The 20,127-nt window shown below is 36.1% G+C and carries 15 protein-coding genes; 10 read left to right on the top strand and 5 right to left on the bottom strand.

The genetic code is table 11. The features are described 5' to 3' along the window. The first annotated feature begins 58 nt into the window (after nucleotides 1-58). Nucleotides 59-427, top strand: coding sequence for a MotA/TolQ/ExbB proton channel family protein (locus MY04_RS15155; RefSeq protein ID WP_066210900.1), 369 nt, complete (start codon nucleotides 59-61; stop codon nucleotides 425-427). A gap of 314 nt (nucleotides 428-741) precedes the next feature. Here the strand turns inward: MY04_RS15155 and MY04_RS15150 are convergent, their stop codons facing one another. Beyond that, entirely contained in the window at nucleotides 742-2,157 is a 1,416-nt protein-coding gene (locus tag MY04_RS15150) for a methyltransferase RsmF C-terminal domain-like protein (RefSeq protein WP_066210897.1), read from the bottom strand. 421 nt (nucleotides 2,158-2,578) lie between these two features. On the opposite strand from MY04_RS15150, the gene rpsO reads away from it, so the two are divergent. From rpsO to MY04_RS15130, 4 genes are all read left to right on the top strand, one after another. Beyond that, entirely contained in the window at nucleotides 2,579-2,851 is a 273-nt protein-coding gene (gene rpsO, locus MY04_RS15145; RefSeq protein ID WP_066210896.1) for a 30S ribosomal protein S15, read from the top strand. Nucleotides 2,852-3,108: 257 nt separating this feature from the next. Further along, nucleotides 3,109-5,385 carry a polyribonucleotide nucleotidyltransferase gene (pnp, locus tag MY04_RS15140; protein WP_066210894.1) on the top strand — a complete coding sequence of 759 codons (2,277 nt, stop codon included), beginning with the start codon at nucleotides 3,109-3,111 and terminating at the stop codon, nucleotides 5,383-5,385. A 213-nt stretch (nucleotides 5,386-5,598) separates the two neighbouring features. Next, nucleotides 5,599-6,462, top strand: coding sequence for a sigma-70 family RNA polymerase sigma factor (locus tag MY04_RS15135; protein ID WP_044207596.1), 864 nt, complete (start codon nucleotides 5,599-5,601; stop codon nucleotides 6,460-6,462). A gap of 568 nt (nucleotides 6,463-7,030) precedes the next feature. Beyond that, complete coding sequence (locus MY04_RS15130; RefSeq protein ID WP_066210892.1) at nucleotides 7,031-10,417, top strand: Ig-like domain-containing protein; 3,387 nt, start codon at nucleotides 7,031-7,033, stop codon at nucleotides 10,415-10,417. A gap of 106 nt (nucleotides 10,418-10,523) precedes the next feature. Here the strand turns inward: MY04_RS15130 and MY04_RS15125 are convergent, their stop codons facing one another. Continuing rightward, nucleotides 10,524-11,132, bottom strand: coding sequence for a hypothetical protein (locus MY04_RS15125; RefSeq protein ID WP_066210889.1), 609 nt, complete (start codon nucleotides 11,130-11,132; stop codon nucleotides 10,524-10,526). A gap of 248 nt (nucleotides 11,133-11,380) precedes the next feature. On the opposite strand from MY04_RS15125, the gene MY04_RS15120 reads away from it, so the two are divergent. Further along, nucleotides 11,381-12,418, top strand: coding sequence for a polysaccharide lyase family 7 protein (locus MY04_RS15120; protein WP_066210887.1), 1,038 nt, complete (start codon nucleotides 11,381-11,383; stop codon nucleotides 12,416-12,418). A 76-nt stretch (nucleotides 12,419-12,494) separates the two neighbouring features. Here MY04_RS15120 and MY04_RS15115 read toward each other — a convergent pair whose 3' ends face one another. Then, nucleotides 12,495-14,096, bottom strand: coding sequence for a tetratricopeptide repeat protein (locus tag MY04_RS15115; RefSeq protein ID WP_066210885.1), 1,602 nt, complete (start codon nucleotides 14,094-14,096; stop codon nucleotides 12,495-12,497). A 266-nt stretch (nucleotides 14,097-14,362) separates the two neighbouring features. On the opposite strand from MY04_RS15115, the gene MY04_RS15110 reads away from it, so the two are divergent. Together MY04_RS15110 and MY04_RS15105 are read left to right on the top strand one after the other, a co-directional pair. Beyond that, nucleotides 14,363-16,576 (top strand): S46 family peptidase, encoded by a 2,214-nt coding sequence (locus MY04_RS15110; RefSeq protein WP_101958177.1) that lies wholly within the window; start codon nucleotides 14,363-14,365, stop codon nucleotides 16,574-16,576. A 233-nt stretch (nucleotides 16,577-16,809) separates the two neighbouring features. Next, on the top strand, nucleotides 16,810-17,358 hold the full coding sequence (locus tag MY04_RS15105) for a DUF3124 domain-containing protein (protein ID WP_066210880.1): 549 nt from the start codon (nucleotides 16,810-16,812) through the stop codon (nucleotides 17,356-17,358). Between the two features lie 61 nt (nucleotides 17,359-17,419). On the opposite strand, the gene MY04_RS15100 is transcribed toward MY04_RS15105, so the two are convergent. Together MY04_RS15100 and MY04_RS15095 are read right to left on the bottom strand one after the other, a co-directional pair. Next, nucleotides 17,420-17,962: a dihydrofolate reductase family protein gene (locus MY04_RS15100; protein WP_066210878.1), complete on the bottom strand. Its 543-nt coding sequence runs from the start codon at nucleotides 17,960-17,962 to the stop codon at nucleotides 17,420-17,422. Nucleotides 17,963-18,049: 87 nt separating this feature from the next. Beyond that, a complete protein-coding gene (locus MY04_RS15095) occupies nucleotides 18,050-18,646 on the bottom strand; it encodes a NifU family protein (protein ID WP_066210876.1) in 597 nt (198 codons plus the stop codon). Nucleotides 18,647-18,931: 285 nt separating this feature from the next. Here MY04_RS15095 and lipA point away from each other — a divergent pair, with 285 nt between their 5' ends. Together lipA and MY04_RS15085 are read left to right on the top strand one after the other, a co-directional pair. Then, nucleotides 18,932-19,825, top strand: a complete 894-nt coding sequence (gene lipA / locus MY04_RS15090) for a lipoyl synthase (RefSeq protein WP_066210874.1) — start codon at nucleotides 18,932-18,934, stop codon at nucleotides 19,823-19,825. Between the two features lie 71 nt (nucleotides 19,826-19,896). Then, the gene (locus MY04_RS15085) at nucleotides 19,897-20,127 is read left to right on the top strand and encodes a cytochrome b5 domain-containing protein (RefSeq protein ID WP_066213349.1); all 231 of its coding nucleotides are present in this window, start codon (nucleotides 19,897-19,899) and stop codon (nucleotides 20,125-20,127) included.

The following is a 20,127-nucleotide window of genomic DNA, read 5'->3' as shown; positions in this document are numbered from 1 at the left end:
TGATCTGCCGTAAGTTTGAATCATCAATTTATTATTTATTCATTAAACAACATATAGTATGAGTATTGTAGAGTTTTACGTTTGGGGTGGTTTTGAATTTATGAACACTCTTTCTCTTGTAGGTATTATAATGATAGTATTCATGGTTTTTCGAATCATGAAGATTAATAATAAGGTCTTCAATCCCGAAAAGTCGTTAATGCTAATGAAAGAAACAGGTACGCTAGCATTGGTAATAGGTATTTTAGGTCAGTTAATCGGCCTCTTTAGTGCAATGATCGCTATCGAAGCTGCCGGAGGAGTTCCACTAGCATTATTAGCAGGAGGTATAAAAGTATCGATGATTACCACTATCTATGGTTTCATCATCTTCTTGATTTCTAGAATTGCAGGCATTATAATTAACGCAACCGCAAAACCAGAATAGCAACGAAAATCTCTATATAAAAACGCTTTGCTTTTTCTTATCAGACTTATTTTGAAGAGTACTTCATGATGTCTATAAGTTGAAGCAAAGCGTTTTTTTAATTAAAAATGAAGAATGAAAAATTAAAAACGTGATTACTGATTCTAACGCTCGTGGGGAAATTGGAAATTTCCAGTGAAAAGGGAAGAGCGATTAAAAAAACTTCTAGTTCCTAATTCCTCGCTTCTAATTAAAAAACCTATAAGTTATTCCTTATTAGTTATTACTTAAATAAAACAAACGTCAATTTTGCTACCTGCTACCTGCTACCTAACCTAAACGTCTTTTCTAAGTCTCAATTCCGACGGATAATAGTTGTTCAATCGATTCGGCAAAGCCTTCACCCATCCTAAAGCTAATCCTTTATAAGTGATGATCGCCCAACCTTTCTTCACACCTTCGATAGAACGGATAGACATCTCTTGTTTCTTCAAGAAATTGATGGCATCTCGATATTCTACTTCTTGACGAGGGATATTTTCGGCGACAATATTGGATACCGCAAGTTCATGGTCAGGAATCAATTCGTTGTTTTTCTTATTGAAACGTCCCATTTTGATCCCTTGGTGTCTTACTTTCTGACTTACAGTTAAGATTTTGAAATCTTGTACCATATGAGAAGGGATAGCAAACACTTCTTCTCTATCATCTTGATAAAACTCGTAGTCTTTGCCGTTTTTAAGCCATTTTCTAAGGTCTTCAGATTCTCTCTTTCTGACCATGAAGATGGATTTTATTTTCTTTGGAGAAATGCTGAACTTTTGTGTTCTCGCTTCTTCACCTTTCTTTCTGAAGGCTGCTAAGAATAAACCTTCCCCTTTTGTTTTATGGAAAATGAAACGGTAGCCAGTGGCTTTCTCTCCGTTTTTCTCTACTTCTATTTTTGTGATACCCCAAGCTGGGTCGAAATCAACTTCTAGAGGTTCGAATTCTCCTGTGTCGAGAATTTGCTCTAGACGTTGCTCGTTTTCTTCTGGAGCAAAGGTACATGTACTATATATGTATAGTCCACCCATTTTCAATGCTCTTGGAATGTGGTTGACGATATCAATTTGTACGTTTGCACAGGATTCTACCAATGAAGGCGACCAAAGATCAGCCGCTTTTGGATCTTTTCTGAACATTCCCTCACCAGAACAAGGAGCATCAGTAACAATCACATCAAAATATTCTCTTAATTGAGCGAAGCTTTCGGCGTAGTTTCCTGTAACGATAGTGTTCGGGTTACCCCATCGTACGAGGTTATCTATTAAAGGTAATGATCTCTTTCCAACGATTTCGTTAGAAACCAGCATACTTTTTTCCGTCAATAAAGAGTTGATTAGCGTACTTTTTCCTCCAGGTGCCGCACATAAATCCAACACTTTAATGTCTTTATCAAGAGGAGCGTGTTGAGTTAGGGCTTTCCATAAAAACATAGAAGAAGCCTCTTGTACATAGTAAGCACCTGCAAAAATCAAAGGATCTTCAGCGAAAGAAGGACGCTTGGCAATATATCGTGCCTCATCGCACCATGGCACAGGAGTAGTGTCTGAAAATTCGATTTCAGCAGGCTTAAATGGATTGACTCTGTAGGAAACGGGAACATCTCCATCAATTGCTTCTTTAAAAGATTCGAAATCTTCTGCAGAAAGTTGACCACTAAGTCTATCTGTAAATTTTTTAGGGAGATTTTCAGATCTATTTGCCATTCTTTATTATAATTTGATTGATCTATGCACTGAATTTTAGAAATAGTTATTCGAATTTGATAAGTATTTCTCTGAATCCGGTTTGCAAAGATAAAAATAAAGGAACATAACATTGATTATAGTAACATCAGTTAGCGTTTATTTTTACCTTCTTTTCGATCATTTGATGTACATTTTAAGAGTTGAACTCGAGTTCTAACCCATTCAGAATACGAATATTGTGTTTTTTCGTTAATGAATACAGATATGTTGAATATTATTCGCTTTTTATTAAAAAGTTATCTAGTTTTGCACCCTGAAAATTTTGTTTAACATTCGAAATACTACGAATTGAGTGTAAATGATTTCGACACGCGGTATCGCTGTCTAAAGAGATCATCATCGTGAAGTTCAAGTTTTTTCGCAAAACTAATTTGTGGTTATGGATTACTTAAGCCCTGAGTACAAAAAAGACATCTTTACAAAATACGGTAAAGACGGAAATGACACTGGTTCGCCAGAGGCTCAAATTGCATTGTTCACTAAGCGTATCTCGCACTTAACTGAGCACCTTAAGCAGAACAAAAAAGATCACTCTACACGTCGTGGTTTGATGAAACTTGTAGGTAAACGTCGTTCTATGTTGGACTATGTTGCTAAAAAAGACATCAACCGTTACAGAGCGATCATCAAAGAGCTTGGTATCAGAAAGTAATTTTTTGGTACAAAAGTATCACTCAGGGGATTCCATTTTTTGGAATTCCCTTTTTGCGTATAAGATGCCACTTGATTTTTTGTTTATCATTTTTTTAAAAATAAATGAGAAAAGGCGTGTAATCCGTAGAAAAAATGACTAAATTTTTGGGTTGGAAAAAGAAAGCTTTTACTAGCCGAATTTTGACAGCGGGTAGGACTCGATCCTTGAATACCTGCTTTATGATGAAGAAATAAAAAAAACACAACACAATTACGATGTTTGAAAACGTGATTAAAAAAACAGTTGCCCTACCTGACGGTCGTGAGATCAGTTTAGAGACCGGCAGAATGGCAAGACAAGCAGATGGTTCTATTGTCTTGAGAATGGGAAACACAATGTTATTGGCAACTGTAGTTTCTAACCCAGACAAACGAGAAGGAGCAGACTTTTTGCCACTTTCAGTTGATTACCAAGAAAAATTTGCCTCTGCAGGTAAAATCCCAGGTGGTTTCTTGAAAAGAGAAGGTCGTTTAAGCGATAGAGAAATTTTGATCTCTCGTTTAGTTGACCGTGCAATTCGTCCATTATTCCCATCAGATTACTATCATGATACGCAAATCATGATTTCTATGATCTCTGCAGATCAAGAAGCTTTACCAGATGCATTAGTAGCATTTGCAGCATCTGCAGCATTATCGATCACAGATATTCCTTTTGATGGACCTATCTCTGAGGTAAGAGTAATCAAAGACGTAAACGGTGAATACATCGTAAACCCTACACCAGCTCAAATGGAAGGATGTACACTAGATTTAATGATCGGTGCTACAGCTGAAAACATCACAATGGTGGAAGGTGAAATGCAAGAAGTGGGTGAGGACGAAATGATCGAAGCAATTAAAGTAGGTCATGAAGTTATCAAAACTCAATGTGCAATTCAAGTAGAATTAAGAGCAGCAGCAGGCGTTGAAGGATTCAGAGAATTCGAAGGCGACGTAGAAGACGAAGAATTGAAAGAAGAAGTTTTCTCTGCTTTATATGATAAATTGTATGCAGTAGCAGCTCAAGGTATCAAAGGTAAATCTGAGCGTAAAGCCGCTTTCACTGAAGTGAAAAAAGCGTACTTAGAAGCTTTACCTGAAGGTGAAGAAACTGAAGAGAAGCTACCGCTAATCAAAAGATACATTGCTAAATGTGAGAAGAAAGCATCTCGTGATTTAGTATTGAATACGAAAAACCGTTTAGACGGTCGTGATTTAGAAGAAGTAAGACCAATCGTTCCAGAAGTAGACGTTCTACCTTCGGCACACGGTTCTGCTTTATTTACTCGTGGTGAAACTCAATCACTAACAACTGTAACGCTTGGTACTAAAATGGACGAGCAAATGTTGGATAGTGCGATGACTTCAGGTACTAGTAAATTTATCCTTCACTACAACTTCCCTGGTTTCTCAACTGGTGAGGTAAGACCAAACAGAGGTCCTGGACGTAGAGAAGTAGGTCACGGTAACTTAGGTCACAGAGCCTTGGAAAGAGTTCTTCCTCCAGAAGACGAAAATCCATATACTATTCGTATCGTTTCTGATATTCTTGAATCAAACGGTTCGTCTTCAATGGCAACAGTTTGTGCTGGTTCATTAGCACTAATGGATGCAGGTGTGAATATCACAGGTACAGTTTCTGGTATCGCAATGGGTATGATTTCTGAAAATGACCCTGAAACAGGTGAGTTGAAGTATGCTATCCTTTCTGATATCTTAGGAGACGAAGATCACTTAGGTGATATGGACTTTAAAGTAACGGGTACTGAAAAAGGTATTACGGCTTGTCAAATGGATATTAAAGTTGACGGTCTTCCTTACGAAGTATTAAAACAAGCTTTAGAGCAAGCAAATAGAGGTAGAGCACACATTCGTGGCGTAATGGATGAGGTAATCAAAGAATCTAGAGCAGATCTTAAACCTCACGCTCCTCGTAGTGCTGTAATGATGATCCCTCAAGACTTAATCGGTGCTGTAATTGGACCAGGTGGTAAAGTGATCCAAGAGATCCAAAAAGACACTGGTGCTACTATCGTTATCGAAGAAGTAGAGAACCAAGGTAAAGTATCTTTCTTTGCTACTGATAAAGAAGCAATGGACGGTGCAATTGGTAGAGTAAAAGCTATCGTTGCTCAGCCGGAAGTTGGAGAGACTTACACTGGTAAAGTGAAATCTTTACAACCTTTCGGTGCGTTTATCGAGTTTATGCCAGGTAAAGAAGGTTTATTACATATCTCTGAAATTGCTTGGGAAAGAACAGATAGCGTTGAAGGTATCTTGAACGTAGGTGAGACAATTGATGTTAAACTATTAGAGGTCGATCCTAAGACAGGTAAATTCAAATTATCTCGTAAGGCACTTCTTCCAATGCCAGAAGGTTATACTCCTCCTCCTCCACGTGAGAGAAGAAGCTTTGATCGCGGTGGCGACCGAGGTGGCAGAAGAGATGATCGTCGTGGTGGTGACCGTGGCGGTAGAAGAGACGACCGCGGAGGTTACAATAGAAGATAATTAAACTATTGAAAGACAGTGATGTAAAACCTCACTTGATTTAGATTTATTGTGAGGTTTTGCAAAACTTTTTATGTCTTTTTTTAGTCAATAATGTAGGATGTATAGAACTGCACGTTTTTTGCGGTTTTAACTTACTCAGTATAAATGTTTTGTCAGCATTAATTATTATATTATAGTTATTGCTGACAAAATTCTAATAATAAAGAACGGATGAGACAACTCAAGATCAGTAAACAGATCACGAACAGGGAGTCACAATCGCTGGACAAGTACTTACAAGAAATTGGTAAGGTTGACCTGCTAACACCTGATGAAGAAGTAACTCTTGCAAAACAAATTCGTGAGGGAGACCAAATTGCATTGGAAAAATTGACGAAAGCGAACTTACGTTTCGTAGTGTCAGTAGCCAAGCAATATCAAAATCAGGGACTTTCTTTAGGTGACTTGATTAACGAGGGTAACTTGGGTTTAATTAAAGCTGCCCAACGTTTCGACGAAACGCGTGGTTTTAAGTTTATCTCCTATGCTGTTTGGTGGATTAGACAATCTATCCTTCAAGCATTAGCAGAGCAGTCACGTATCGTACGTTTACCATTGAACAGAGTAGGTTCTTTGAATAAGATTTCAAAAACTTTCTCTGAGTTGGAACAACGTTATGAGCGTGAGCCTTCTCCGGACGAATTAGCAGAAGTTCTAGATGTAACTACCAACGAAGTTGTAGATACAATGAAAATTTCTGGTCGTCACGTATCTATGGATGCTCCTTTCGTACAAGGTGAAGAAAATAACCTTTACGACGTGTTGGAAAACGACATGGAGGAAAAGCCAGATACAGAGTTGATGAATGACTCTTTACGTAAAGAAGTACAACGTGCCCTTTCTACGCTAACAAAACGTGAGGCAGATGTAATTACTCTATACTTCGGATTAAACGGAGAGCATTCTATGACTTTAGAAGAAATTGGAGAGAAATTCAATTTAACACGTGAGCGTGTACGTCAGATCAAAGAAAAAGCGATTAGACGTCTTCGTCATACTTCAAGAAGTAAAGCATTGAAACCTTACTTAGGATAATATTCTATTTAAAGTTTCTACAAAAAATAAGAACAGCGCATCTTTAAAATGGAGATGTGCTGTTTTTTTATGCCCAAAAACCACCTATTTGATTCCTTCTTAAAATCTAGTTTTTAATAAAACAGAGGATTATATAACTAACTGATAAATAGTGATTTGAATTGTCTGATTGTACAGTAATTTCGTTTACTGATCATTCATTGTATAGTTTTGATCGAGTGGTAATCTACTCAAAATATAGTATGTATTATGATATTTACAGGATCAATTATGTCATCATTGCATTTGATAATGAGCGATATAAGTGATGTGAAATGAATTGAATACTAGCTTTGAAAATTACTACACTTGAAATGAAAGATTTTACTTACAGCAAATTAAGAGGACTTTAGCTTCCACCACATCTTTATATGATGAGGTGAATGTTTTACGACAGTCCCATCTTATAATTTGGTTAATTTTTATCGAGTTATACGCCACAATAGGTTTCCCCAACCTTACTTTTTTTAGGCATTTGAAAGGTGAAAATTTCCCTTGCCTTCGAATTATTACTTATCAAAACTCTATTATGAAAAAACTTAGACTTTTTGTGATGGCAGCCATTTGCTGTGTCGCATTTAGTGCACATGCCCAATACGATTGGGATGGTGTGCCAATTCCAGCTGAACTTCCTGAAGGAATGGTATGGGAATTAGACCCTGTTTCTGATGGGTTTAACTATCAATCGAACAGTTCTAACAGAGGAGAAGAATTTGATAGCCGATGGAATGAATTGTATATCAATGGCTTCTCAGGACCTTCTGCCACTTCTTACCACAAAGATCACTTTTGGACATCAGATGGTAATTTGGTTATTCATGCAGCAAAAGATAATCAGAACATCATCTATACAGGCTGTATTTCATCAAAAGCGGCCTTCAGTTATCCAATGTTTATGGAAGCTAGAGTGAAACAACCTAGTTGTATGTTAGCGGCTAATATCTGGATGATCAGTCAAGATGAAACAGAAGAATTGGATATGTTGGAGTCTTATCCAAACGTTCAAGAAGATGGGGGTTGGTTAGATCAGAGAATTCACTTATCTCACCATACATTTATTAGAGATCCTTTCCAAGATTACCAACCACGTGATGAACATGGAGTAAAAGGTACTTGGTACTGGGAAGAAGATAGAACTACATGGCACGACGACTGGTTGAGAATTGGTGTGTATTGGGTAAATCCTCATCATGTTGAATATTACATAAACGGTCGTTGGGTAAGAACAGTGAAGAGTCATGAACACTCTTATTTAGATGAAAAAGGAGAGTTACAAACAGTTTATACCGAATTTGATGCCTTAGATAAATTTGGATATACTGAAGGAACAGGTTTAAGTAAGCCTCAGCATATCATTATCAATATGGAGCAACAAGATTGGTTGACAGAGTTGAATATTTGGCCAACAAATGAAGATTTAGATGATGCCAATGGAAGAAACTTTTACTTAATTGACTGGGTGAGATTATATAATGTCATTCCAGAAACAGGTGTAGTTCCTGTGGAAGAAGTAACCATTTCTGAACAAGAAATTATCTTACAACCTGGAGAAACATTTGATCTTGATCATGTGATTTTACCTGCTAATGCCACTAAAAAAGCAGTTTCTTGGACGACAAGTAACCCAATGATTGCAACTGTAAATGGAGAAGGTGTAGTGAGAGCAATATCAAAAGGTATTGTGACTGCAGATGTAACGACTCAAGATGGCGGTTTCCTTGCACGATGTAAAGTGGAAGTAGTGGGAGATGCAGTTCCAAATCCAGTACAAAGTATCGATATAACAGAAACTTCTGTAACGTTAAATGTAGGACAGGATATCACTATTGATCCTATTTTCACTCCAGCTGATGCAACAGATCAAAGAGTACTTTGGGAGTCAGAAAATCCTTCAGTAGCCTTTGTGGGAGCAAACGGTTTAATTGCTCCTTTAAAAGCAGGTACAACTACTGTAACTGTAATTTCTCAAGATGGCGGACATTCGGACCATATTGAAGTAACAGTTTTAGAAGCAGAAATTGATACTATTTATGTAACGGGAGTAAGTGTAACTCCAACCGTAGGAACAGTAACAGAAGGAGATGTGTTAAGTTTGAGTGCGGTTGTTGCACCAGCTGATGCAACATTTAAATCTGTTTCTTGGTCATCAAGTGATGAGGGCATTGCTACTGTTTCGCCTAATGGTACGGTAACGGGTGTGACTCAAGGTATAGTATCTATCACAGCTACTACGTCTGATGGAGGTTTTACTTCATCAGCAACCATCACTGTAGAAGAAAAAGTGTGTGTTCCAGAAACACCAACAGTAAACATAACATCATCAGAAACGTCTGCAAAAGTGGGAGAGTGTATTCTATTGACGACTCAAACAGTTGGAGAAACGTGTGATGGCACTACTTTAGATCAATCAGTAAATTATGAATCTGGTAATACTTCGGTAGCTACTGTAGATGCAAATGGATCTGTTTGTTTTGTGGCAGAAGGAACAACAACAATATCAATAACTAGTGTTGAAGGTGGAGATGCAGTAACAGTTCAAGTAACAGGAACTTCGGATACTGTGGTGACTCCACCAAGCAATAGTGTTATTGAAGCGGAAGACTTTGTTTCTACAGGTGGAGCTTATGGAGGATTTGAAATTTATTCTGTGAATGGGGTAACAGCCACTAATTACAATCAAACAGGTGATTGGGCAGAATATTCAGTTCAATTCGATGGTGAGTATGAACTAGAATTCTTTGTAGGAACAGCTGTATCTGGAGCAGCGATTAAAGTATATGTTGATGATGTTGAAGTAGGCACTTATAATGTTCCTAACAACGGAAATTGGGATGGTTTTGAATCTGTGAAAGCAACAGATAACATCACTTTAACGGGGAATAATACAATTAAATTAGAAGGTGCAGGTTCTAATGGTTGGGAATGGAATATGGATTATTTCACTTTAACGGCAACGACATCGGGAGGAGCACCAGATACAATTTATGTGACAGGAGTGTCTTTAAATCAGACAGCTTTATCATTAATTGCTGGAGGTTCTGCTACTTTATCGGAAACAGTAGCACCGGCTAATGCAGATGATACATCAGTAATTTGGTATTCGGATAATGAGGCAATCGCTACAGTATCGAATGGAGTGGTTACAGCAGTAAGTGCAGGTACTACTACGATAACAGTAGAAACTAATGATGGTAATTATACTGCAGTGGCACAAGTAACTGTAGCTCCTATCATGGTTGAAGATCATGAAATAATTGTTGAAGCAGAGTTATTTGATGCCACAGGTGGTACAATTAACGATGCTGCTTGGGGTGGACCAGGAAATGGAGTAAATGCTACAGCGAACAATATCAATTGGGTGAACTCAGGAGATTGGACGACTTACTCTGTTAATGTTCCAGCTGATGGTATTTACTCTATAGAATATTTTATATCTACACCATCAGATAACGCACAAATTACTTTAGAAATAGATGGATTAACTACGGTGACAGATGTCCCAAACAATGGACAATGGGATGCTTATACAAGTTTAGACGGTGGTGCAATTGCCTTAACAGCAGGGACACATACTCTAACAATTACAGCATCAGGCTCCCACGCTTGGCAATGGAACTTAGATAAGGTAGTATTTACTACTTCATCTTCTGCTAGATTTGCTGAAGTAGTTGTACCAGAACAACCTGAAGTAACATTATATCCTGTGCCAGCTTCGGATGTTTTAAATATTGTAGGTTTACCTCAGGGTGATTATACAGTAGCTATTTTCAATGTTTCTGGAGTACCAGTATCTACACAGAATGTAAGTGCATCTTCTAAGGCAGCGGTGAATGTTTCTAATTTGGGAACAGGAATCTACTTTATCAGAGTACTTGGTGATGGAATAGATATTAGAAAGAAAATTAGTGTTAGATAAATGATAGTTTAATTTCAAATTATCGGTAACAGAAAAAGCCTCGCTTGCATAAAGTGAGGCTTTTTAATTAAACTATAGTTTAATATTTATAAGAACCTTTGAGGTGCTAGAATAATCGAATAGATTTTATTTTTGAATTTTGTTTGAAGTCGGTTTTACTTAAAACATTAAGATCATTTTCGATTTCAATTTTACCAATGAAATCATTTTCATCTAACATAAATTGAGCTCTTTCACTTTTTGATTCAATCACATAGATACCACTAATGTAGGTGTACCAAATCTCATAGTCAGGGTATTGAGCGATAAATTCTTCTATAGTAGAATTTACCCCAATTCCTTTTGCTGTCTTGAATTTATCGGATTGAATTACTATTTCGCTGATTTTATGATCCCATGCTTTTTTGTTGTAATCGTATCGAGGTGTAACCTGCATAACAACATCATCTCCGTAGAAAACATTATAATAAATTTGTGATTGTATGCCGTCCTCTGAGTGAATTTCTCTAGAGTCTTTATACAATTGGAATTTATCAAAGTTGACAGGTATTTCTCGACCTACTTTAAACTTACCGGCAGAAACACCAGAAATTAAAAAATTCTCATCAACAGAAATGTTTTGTTCTTGGGGAGTGATCAACTCTTTTGCAGAATTTAATGGTTGAATTGCTTGAGCAATAAGAATTAATACATTTAAAATATTTACGATTACCATAGAAGTTTATGTTAGTGTTTTATGCCTCCAAAATATTCAATAATTATACCACAAAAAGTACTTTAAACCGTGATTATTGATAATCAATACGAAGGTGAATTTCGTGGTTTTTACAATGTTATATTAGTACACCTTTATAGAATTTTTTTGAAAAACTATAAAAGTGAATAAACTTTTGTAAGTTATCAATTATATAAAATGAAATGAAACTCTCTATCAATTACTGAAATTAAATCAAACGAAAAAAGATGACTAAATTAATCAACCTGTTTTTATTAGTAGGGTGCATTCTATTTATTGGGTGTTCATCAAATACTAAAAAAATAAATGATGAAGCTTCTTACATAAAAGAATACCCTAATGATGTCATTCCATTTATGTCGAATTGGAAAATACTATTGGGCGATGGAACCCGATCAGACGATCTTACGAAATTTGCAAAGAAAGACTTTTTCTATGTTCAAAATGATGGAAATACGGATTGGGTAGTTTATAAAACACCTAATTCCGGTATTACTTCAAAAACATCTAGTAATACAAGAACTGAACTAGGAGAAAAGAAAAGATGGTACCCAAAAGATGGAGGAAGACTGACAGGAACACTAAAGGTGCAACACGTTTCTACATTAGGAGATGCAAGAGTAGCTGCTTCCTATTCGGTAGTTATTGGACAAATTCATAGTGATGAAGGACATGAAAATGAACCTTTAAAGATCTTCTATAAAAAGTTTCCTGGTCATCAGAAAGGATCTGTGTTTTGGAATTATGAGATTAACACAGAAGGTGATAATGGAAAAAGATGGGATTATTCTCAAGCAGTTTGGGGATATGATATGTCTGTTGTTGGACATCAAAAAGACCAATCTCCGGAAGAACCTAAAGAAGGAATTGCCTTGGGAGAGGAGTTTTCTTACGAAGTCAATGTCTATAAAGGAATAATGTATCTAACGTTTAAAAGCGAAGGACATCAGACTGTTCGCTTCACTAAAAATTTGCTATCATCAGAATTTGAGACTTATGATAAAATTCCTGATCAAATACATGAGTTATATGCATCTATTGGTCGTGATGGCATAGAGAAGAAGGACGCTTTTGCAGGAGAAAAGCAAATTTTCAAACAAGGAGCCTATAATCAGACGAATGGAAAAGATCCTAATAAAAATATAGTGTGGCATACAGGAGCGGACTCTTTTGGAGGAGATATACAGAAACAATATGCTAATGGAGCCTATGCTGAAGTATGGTTTAGGGAAGCTAGCTTAGGTGAGGGGTATTTACCTCAATAAAAACCTGATGATGTATAAAAAGGCCTCAAAAGTTCGATAAAAACTTTTGAGGCCTTTCTTTTTTTGAGAAGAGAAATTATCTCGTATTAATATGATCAATACTCTTATAAATATCTCTTACAATATCGCTGTCCTTCATACCAATACCTTCGAATAAATTAATAGCTCTACGGTAGGTTTTTAAAGCAGCAGCCGATTTTTCTTCGCCCATATCTTTATATAAATCGCCTAGTTCTTTAATACACGTAGCGTGTTCTAAAGTTAGGGCTCCATAATAGGCTTCTCGAACTTTAGAAACTTGAATCAATGCTTTTTCAGCCTTTTCTAAACTATCTTGACTCGAGTAAAGTGTGGCTAAACTGTATAAAGAATTGCCGTAATCGATATGTTGTTTACCGACACTTTTTTCTCTAGCAGTCATCCCTTCGGTAATAGCTTTTTCAGCTTCTTCAAAACGTTTTGCTTCTATGTAGAAGAATGCTAAACTATCCAAAGCTTTACCATAAGTAGTATGTTCTTTACCTAAAGCGGATTCAGTATCGGCAATAATTTTTTTATAAGTTTCTTCAGCTTCCGGTGCATCTTTGATGTTCATTATTCTTGCTTTGGTAATTAAAGCAGCGATACCTTCCGGTGATTTTGTTTTTCCTTTCACCTCATAGATAGCCAATGCTTTTTCAGTATTTGATAAAGCAACATCAATTTGTTTTTGATTGATTTCTAACTCAGCCAATTCTATATACGTAATTGCAGCCTCAAGGCTTTCTTCTCCATTTTTCTTTTTGATACCTTCAGATTTCATTTTGATAAAACCGTAAGCATCTTTTTCAGAATGAAGTTTCATATCTACATGCACCGCCAATCTTTCTACTTCAGAAAGGTATTTTTTATTGTCGATACCATAAGCTTCTCCAAGGTTCTTCGCATATTTTTTATAGGCTGTAATTGCCTCTGCATTTTTACCTGTTTTTTCTAGAAGAGTAGCTTCTTTTAGGTATAACCCAACATATGATGATTTTGGAGCATCAATTTTTTCATATTCAGAAATTGCCATACTTAATTGTATAGAGGCTTCCTCAACATGCTTTAATCCCATAGAAATATCTGCCTGTTCCGACAAGATACTAGCGAATTCAGCAGTTCCTTTAAGATGTTTTTCAGCAATAGGATTTAAAGTTCTATACATTCCGTCCGCTTCTTTGTACTTTCTTCCTTTTACATAAAGGAGTGCATTTTTATGTAAAGCAGATGCATAGGCTTTAGAATCTTTTCCTGCTACTTTTTCTGTGGTTGCTACGCCTTTTTCATAATAAATACTTGCTTGAGCAAAGTTTTTCATGTGTAGGCTATTATCTGCAATTCTAATTTGTGTTTCCGACATTTTTTCGGATACAGAATTTCCAGATTTGTAAAGTAGCTTTTCTAAAGATTGAAAATAGATATTTGCATTACCAAGATCGTTCTGAGATTGATAAGACAACGCTAAGTATTCAATAGTATGAATATAATCGGGATGGGTATCCCCAACAGATTCTTTACCTTGAAGTCTAGCAGTTTGTAAGCTTTGAATGGCTTTATTATAATTTTTCTTTTCGTACGCTAATTTCCCGGTATTGTAATTTGCAGTAAAATCCTGGGCAAAACTATTTTCAAAAAATAGAAAAAAAGAAAAATACATGTAATGATAATCTTTATTGATCGGTTCATGACAGTTATTGTATTTTTATTAACTAGGTGTAGAACATCTTACAAAAATTACGATAATGATAGTGAATTAGTTAATCTATCTTAAAGACGTCCATAATGATCATTTAATACTCATGCAAATCTTAGACCTAATGTGATTATTGATAAGTTTTTGGTAGAATTGCAGTTAGATTTAATAGAAATATTTACTAACCATACTAAACGATGAAGAAATTCATGCAATTAGCGCTTGTACTGATGATGTCTTTACAAGCTACAGCCTCTGATTTTGGGAAAAATAAGCCGCTAGACGAAGGAATGTGGCTTCCAATGTTTGTATCTAGATTGAACTATGTAGATATGAAGAAAGAGGGTTTAAAATTAACAGCTGAAGAGATTTATAGTGTCAATAACAGCTCTCTTAAAGATGCAATTGTTCATTTCGGTGGATTCTGTACAGGTGAAATTGTTTCTGATAAAGGAATGATTTTTACTAACCACCACTGTGGTTATGGCGGTATCCAATCTGTTTCTACTGTAGAAAATGATTACCTAACTAACGGTTTCTTTGCAAAATCTTTCGACGAAGAAAAGCCAATTGATGGTTTATTCGTTCGTTTCCTTCAAAGAATGGACGACGTTTCTGCTCAAGTAAATAAAGAACTTGATGGTCTTAAAGGTGCAGAAAGACAAAAGAAAGCAGCTGAGGTGATGAACCAAATTAAAGCTGAAAAAGAAAAAGAATTAAACAACGATAGCTACGAAGTATCTGTGAAGTCTTTCTTCGAAGGTAACGAGTTCTATATGTTCGTTTATGAGCGTTTTGACGATATCCGTTTGGTAGGTAACCCTCCAGAAGGTGTAGGTAAATTCGGTGGTGATACTGATAACTGGATGTGGCCAAGACACACAGGTGACTTCTCTGTTTTCCGTGTTTACGCAAGCAAAGACAATAAGCCAGCTAAATATTCTAAGGACAACGTACCTTATACTCCTAAACATCACTTACCTGTTTCTATTAACGGTGTAGCGAAAGACGATTTCGCAATGATTATGGGTTACCCAGGATCTACAGACCGTTACTTAACATCAGAAGGTGTAAAACAACAAATCGAAGTATTTAACCCTCTATTTGTTGAAATGCGTGATGCTATCCTTAAAACTTGGAGAAAGCACATGGATGCAGATCCAAAAGTAAGATTACAATATGCTTCTAAGTATGCTTCAACAGCCAACTACTGGAAGTATTTTATTGGTCAAACAAAAGGTTTGAAGCGTCAGCACGTAATCGAGAAAAAACAAGCTGAAGAAGCAAATTTCAACCAATGGATCGCTCAAGACGTTGCTCGTAAGACAGAGTACGGTCAAGTGACTGATATGTTGAAAGAAGGTTATGCTGGTAAAAGAGACGGTCGTGTAGCGATGGTATTGCTTACTCAAGGAGCTTTCAGAATGGAAGCAGTAATGCAAGCAAGAAGAACAGCAAGATTTGTAGCTGAAGCAACGAACGAAGAAACTTCTGCTGAGTCATTAAAAGCAGCTCAAGAGGCAGCTTTAGAAGCATCAAAAGGTTTCTTTAAGGATTATGACTATGCTTCTGATAAAGAATTAGCAGTAGTTCTTTTAAGAAAATACAAAGAAGTATTGGATCGTCCTGAAAATAAAAACTTACCAGTACCGGGTATCTACGAAGAAATCGAAAGAGAATTTGATGGTAGCTATGAAGCTTATGTTGAAAAAGCATATTCAACTTCTATCTTCTCAGATAAAGCAAGAACTGAAGCGTTTATCAACAACCCAACAAAAGAAGCATATGATGCTGACATGTTGAAAGAGTTGCATGATGAGTTCTTCCAAGCTTACTTAACTGTAGCTAAAGGTGAGCAAGAAGCAGAATTAAAAGTAGCTGATGGTAACAGATTATATGTGAAAGGTATCAGAGAAATGAACCCTAGCAAATCGTACTACCCTAATGCGAACTCTACTATGCGTTTAACTTACGGCCAAGTAAAAGACTATATCCCAGGTGATGCGATGTTCTACTCTTACTATACAACATCAAAAGGTCTATTGGAAAAAGAGGATCCTAAGAACCATGAGTTCATCCTTCCAAAAGAAATTAAAGACGGTGTAGTGAAAAAAGACTTCGGTCAGTATGCTGATGCTAACGGTGAGTTAAGAATTGCATTCATCACAAACAACGATATTACAGGTGGTAACTCAGGTTCTCCAGTAATTAACGGTAAAGGTGAATTGATCGGTTTAGCGTTTGATGGTAACTGGGAAGCAATGTCAGGTGATATTTCTTTCGAGCCAGAATTACAACGTTGTATCAACGTAGACGTTCGTTATGTACTTTGGATTATGGACAAAGTATATGGTGCTAAGAACTTAATTGATGAGATGACAATCGTAGGAGGTAAGCCTGCAAAAGGTAAAGCTTATGAGACATTAATGCCTAAGAAGTATTAATCAGTCCCTCTGAAAAAATAGATAACGGTACTTTGGTTTCGACTGAAGTACCGTTTTTTTATGAAAGCAAAGTAAAACTGAAAGAGATTTTATAAATTGTGATAGATTTCTTATCACACAATCAATTTGATGAAAATCGAATCATATATTTTCGTTGATATCAAATTTGTTTTTGATTGAATAGAAGAACTCACTAAAATTTAGCATTCACACCATAGAAAATAAATAGCTCCATGAAAAGGCTAACAGCAGTAACCCTTGCTTTTATATCACTTTGTTTTATTGGATGTCAGCAGCCACAACAACAAGAAAATAATAGTTCAATAGAAGAAATACATTTAGAAACTTCTAGAAAGAGTTTACATTATATTGATAAAAAAGATACTCCAGAATTAGTAGGTAAGAAGTCGTTTTATGTGTCTTCTTATTCAAATCTGTACCATCAATCGGGTAAGAGTAAGATTTACTTTACGGTAGTGTTGAGTTTAAGAAATACTAGCCCAACAGAAAGTCTCTTCTTTACTAAAATAGATTATTACGATAGTGATGGGAATCTTTTAAAGAATTACTTAAAGAAAAACCTAGAAATTAAACCTTTGGGTTCTGCAGAATATATTGTAGAGTTCAGAGAAAAAGTAAGTGGAGCGGGAGCTAACTTTATTGTAGAATATGGAGCTCCACATGAGTTAAAGAATAAACCAATTATTGAGGCGATTAACCTCGGTTATATCGGGCAACATGGGTTTGCATTTACATCAAGTGCTCAGGAGATAATACAATAATTTCCTAGAGTGATTTTAAAAAAGTCCAATTGAACTTCTAAATTCAATTGGACTTTTTTATTTATCCTCTATTTCTATAATAGGTATCCTGAGTGATTTGACCTAATAGAAGCTTTGATTCAACATGATCCCACATCATATATTTAGGTAAAGAGCCAAATAAAGGAACTCCTCCACCTACTAAAATGGGCATTGTAGAAATAATCATTTCATCAATTAAGTCTTCTTTTAGGAAACTTTGTATCGTAGAACCACCATCAATGTATAGTTTATGGAAACCTTCAGAGTTTAAGTCTGCTACTAATTCCGAAAGCTCTCCATTTACAATAATAGCTTTATCCTGAAACTCTTCTGGAATTTCTTGTAGTGTATTCGATAATACAAAGACAGGTTTAGGGTAAGGCCACTCACCACCAAAGTTACAAACCGTAGTAAAGGTATTTCTACCCATCACTAAAGCGTCGATTCTCTCCATGAGATCCATAAAACCAACATCTTCTTGGTCTGGATTGGGAACACAATTCAAGAAATCCAATTCTCCGTTTGGTCCGGCAATATACCCATCCAAACTTTTAGCGATAAATACAATATTTCTATTTTCCATTGATTTGTTTTTAAAGAAAAATGCGATACCCTAATGTAATTAGAATATCGCATTTAAATAATGATCTATGTGATCAGTTATATTTTATTATACACCTTCTGCAACTACTTCAGTTACTTGAGGAACCATTTTCTTTAATAAGTTCTCGATACTCATCTTTAAAGTAAATGTGGATGATGGACACCCAGAACAAGCACCTTGAAGTAATACTTTCACTACGCCTGTTTCTTCATCGAAAGAGTGGAATTTGATAGCACCACCGTCAGTTTCTACTGCAGGAGCGATGTACTCATCAAGAACACCTTTGATTTTTTTCACTGCTTCAGAATCTGCTGTTTCAACAATAGTTTCAGATACATCTTCGAAAATTGGCTTCTCCGCTTCAAAATACTGAGTTAAGAACTCTTTGAATTTAGGAATGATCTCCATCCAATCTGTCGAACCTTCTTTTTTAGTGATTGTAATGAAATTACTCATATAGAAAACTCTTTCTACTTCTTCAAAACCAAACAATTCTTTGGCCAATGGAGAAACAGATGCTTCTTCTATACTTGGAAAATCATAGCTTTCACCACCTTGTAACAACATAAAGCTCAACATGAACTTCATCGAGTTAGGGTTAGGATTCGCTTCTGTATATATAGTTATATTTTGATGAGATCTATTTGTTGTTGAATTTTCCATTTTTATATGAATTTTATATTCGCAATCACAATATTTGGCAAAACAAACATATAGATGTTTTTAATCAAAAGAATTTGATAAATCAAACAGACTTTCTTTTAAAAATTAACACATAAATAGGGTGAATGTTATTATTAACATCTACAGATGAGTTGTTTGTCTAATAGATAACTAATATCACTATAAAAATGTTGCTTTTTGATATAGGATTTCATTATTGGAAAACAACTTTGTACTTTTGTGGTTGTGTCGATACAAGTGGGCACACAGAAAACGAAAAATTAAATGATAGAACTACCAGTAATCTCTTCGGAGAAGAAAGATAAACCTAAACGTAGACCAGATTGGTTACGTGTAAAGTTGCCAATTGGGAAGGAGTACGCTAATGTTCGTAAATTGGTAGACAAACATAAGTTGAATACTATTTGCCAAAGCGGTAACTGTCCTAACATGGGCGAATGCTGGGGTGAAGGTACAGCAACATTTATGATTCTTGGTAACATTTGTACACGTGGATGTTCTTTCTGTGCAGTAGCAACAGGCCGTCCAACAGAGTACGATGCTGAGGAGCCAAAACGTGTAGCGGACGCTATCCACAAAATGGAAGTAAAGCATGCGGTAATTACTTCGGTAAACCGTGATGAGCTTAAAGATAGAGGTGCAGAAATTTGGTATCAAACAGTGGTAGAAACAAAGAAACTTTGTCCTGAAACAACCATTGAAACCCTTATTCCTGACACAAGAAAAAATTGGGATGCTTTATACAGAATGATCGAAGGTGGTCAGGAAGTGATTTCACACAACATGGAAACAGTGAAAGAACTTTACAGAGCCGTTCGTCCTCAAGCGAAATACGATCGTTCATTAGAGCATATCAAAAGAATTGTAGACGAAGGTCGTCGTTCTAAAACAGGTATCATGCTTGGTTTAGGTGAAACAGACGAGCAAATCTTCAGAGCTATGGATGATTTAGCAGAGGTTGGTTTACACGTACTTACTTTAGGTCAGTACTTACAACCTACTAAAATGCACCATGAGGTAATTGAATACATTCACCCTGATAAATTCGACTTCTTAAGAGAGGAAGGGTTAAAAAGAGGGATCAAATATGTAGAATCAGGTCCTTTGGTTCGTTCTTCGTACCATGCTGAGCGTCACGTGAACGTTCCAATCAAATAATTGATTCTAAACAATTTTTATAGTGGCTTTGTTAATATTCAACTTTAATGAAGCCACTATTTTTTATGACTATGCAAAAGATTACCAAAAGCCAATTATCTCTTAGAAACGGTCAAGATAAAGAAGAGGTGTGGGTAGCTTTCGAAGGAAAGGTATATGATATGACCAAGTCCAGACTTTGGAGAGATGGAAAGCATTATCAACATTGGGCAGGGCAAGACTTAACGCCTGAGATGAAAGATGCACCTCATACGGCTTTCGTATTCGATAAATTTGATCCAATTGGAGAATTGGAAGACTAA

The sequence above is a fragment of the Flammeovirga sp. MY04 genome (assembly GCF_001682195.2).
GTDB lineage: Bacteria > Bacteroidota > Bacteroidia > Cytophagales > Flammeovirgaceae > Flammeovirga > Flammeovirga yaeyamensis.
Note: the sequence above shows the minus strand (reverse complement) of the source record. Positions and strands in the feature narration are given on the sequence as shown.

Excerpts from the sequence above, each read along its gene's own strand:
- MY04_RS15085 (WP_066213349.1), top strand. The coding sequence starts at position 19,897 with ATGCAAAAGATTACCAAAAGCCAATTATCTCTTAGAAACGGTCAAGAT.
- rpsO (WP_066210896.1), top strand. The coding sequence starts at position 2,579 with ATGGATTACTTAAGCCCTGAGTACAAAAAAGACATCTTTACAAAATAC.
- pnp (WP_066210894.1), top strand. The coding sequence starts at position 3,109 with ATGTTTGAAAACGTGATTAAAAAAACAGTTGCCCTACCTGACGGTCGT.
- MY04_RS15110 (WP_101958177.1), top strand. The coding sequence starts at position 14,363 with ATGATGTCTTTACAAGCTACAGCCTCTGATTTTGGGAAAAATAAGCCG.
- MY04_RS15115 (WP_066210885.1), bottom strand. The coding sequence starts at position 14,096 with ATGTATTTTTCTTTTTTTCTATTTTTTGAAAATAGTTTTGCCCAGGAT.
- MY04_RS15100 (WP_066210878.1), bottom strand. The coding sequence starts at position 17,962 with ATGGAAAATAGAAATATTGTATTTATCGCTAAAAGTTTGGATGGGTAT.
- MY04_RS15150 (WP_066210897.1), bottom strand. The coding sequence starts at position 2,157 with ATGGCAAATAGATCTGAAAATCTCCCTAAAAAATTTACAGATAGACTT.
- MY04_RS15130 (WP_066210892.1), top strand. The coding sequence starts at position 7,031 with ATGAAAAAACTTAGACTTTTTGTGATGGCAGCCATTTGCTGTGTCGCA.
- MY04_RS15135 (WP_044207596.1), top strand. The coding sequence starts at position 5,599 with ATGAGACAACTCAAGATCAGTAAACAGATCACGAACAGGGAGTCACAA.
- MY04_RS15105 (WP_066210880.1), top strand. The coding sequence starts at position 16,810 with ATGAAAAGGCTAACAGCAGTAACCCTTGCTTTTATATCACTTTGTTTT.
- MY04_RS15120 (WP_066210887.1), top strand. The coding sequence starts at position 11,381 with ATGACTAAATTAATCAACCTGTTTTTATTAGTAGGGTGCATTCTATTT.
- MY04_RS15095 (WP_066210876.1), bottom strand. The coding sequence starts at position 18,646 with ATGGAAAATTCAACAACAAATAGATCTCATCAAAATATAACTATATAT.
- MY04_RS15125 (WP_066210889.1), bottom strand. The coding sequence starts at position 11,132 with ATGGTAATCGTAAATATTTTAAATGTATTAATTCTTATTGCTCAAGCA.
- MY04_RS15155 (WP_066210900.1), top strand. The coding sequence starts at position 59 with ATGAGTATTGTAGAGTTTTACGTTTGGGGTGGTTTTGAATTTATGAAC.
- lipA (WP_066210874.1), top strand. The coding sequence starts at position 18,932 with ATGATAGAACTACCAGTAATCTCTTCGGAGAAGAAAGATAAACCTAAA.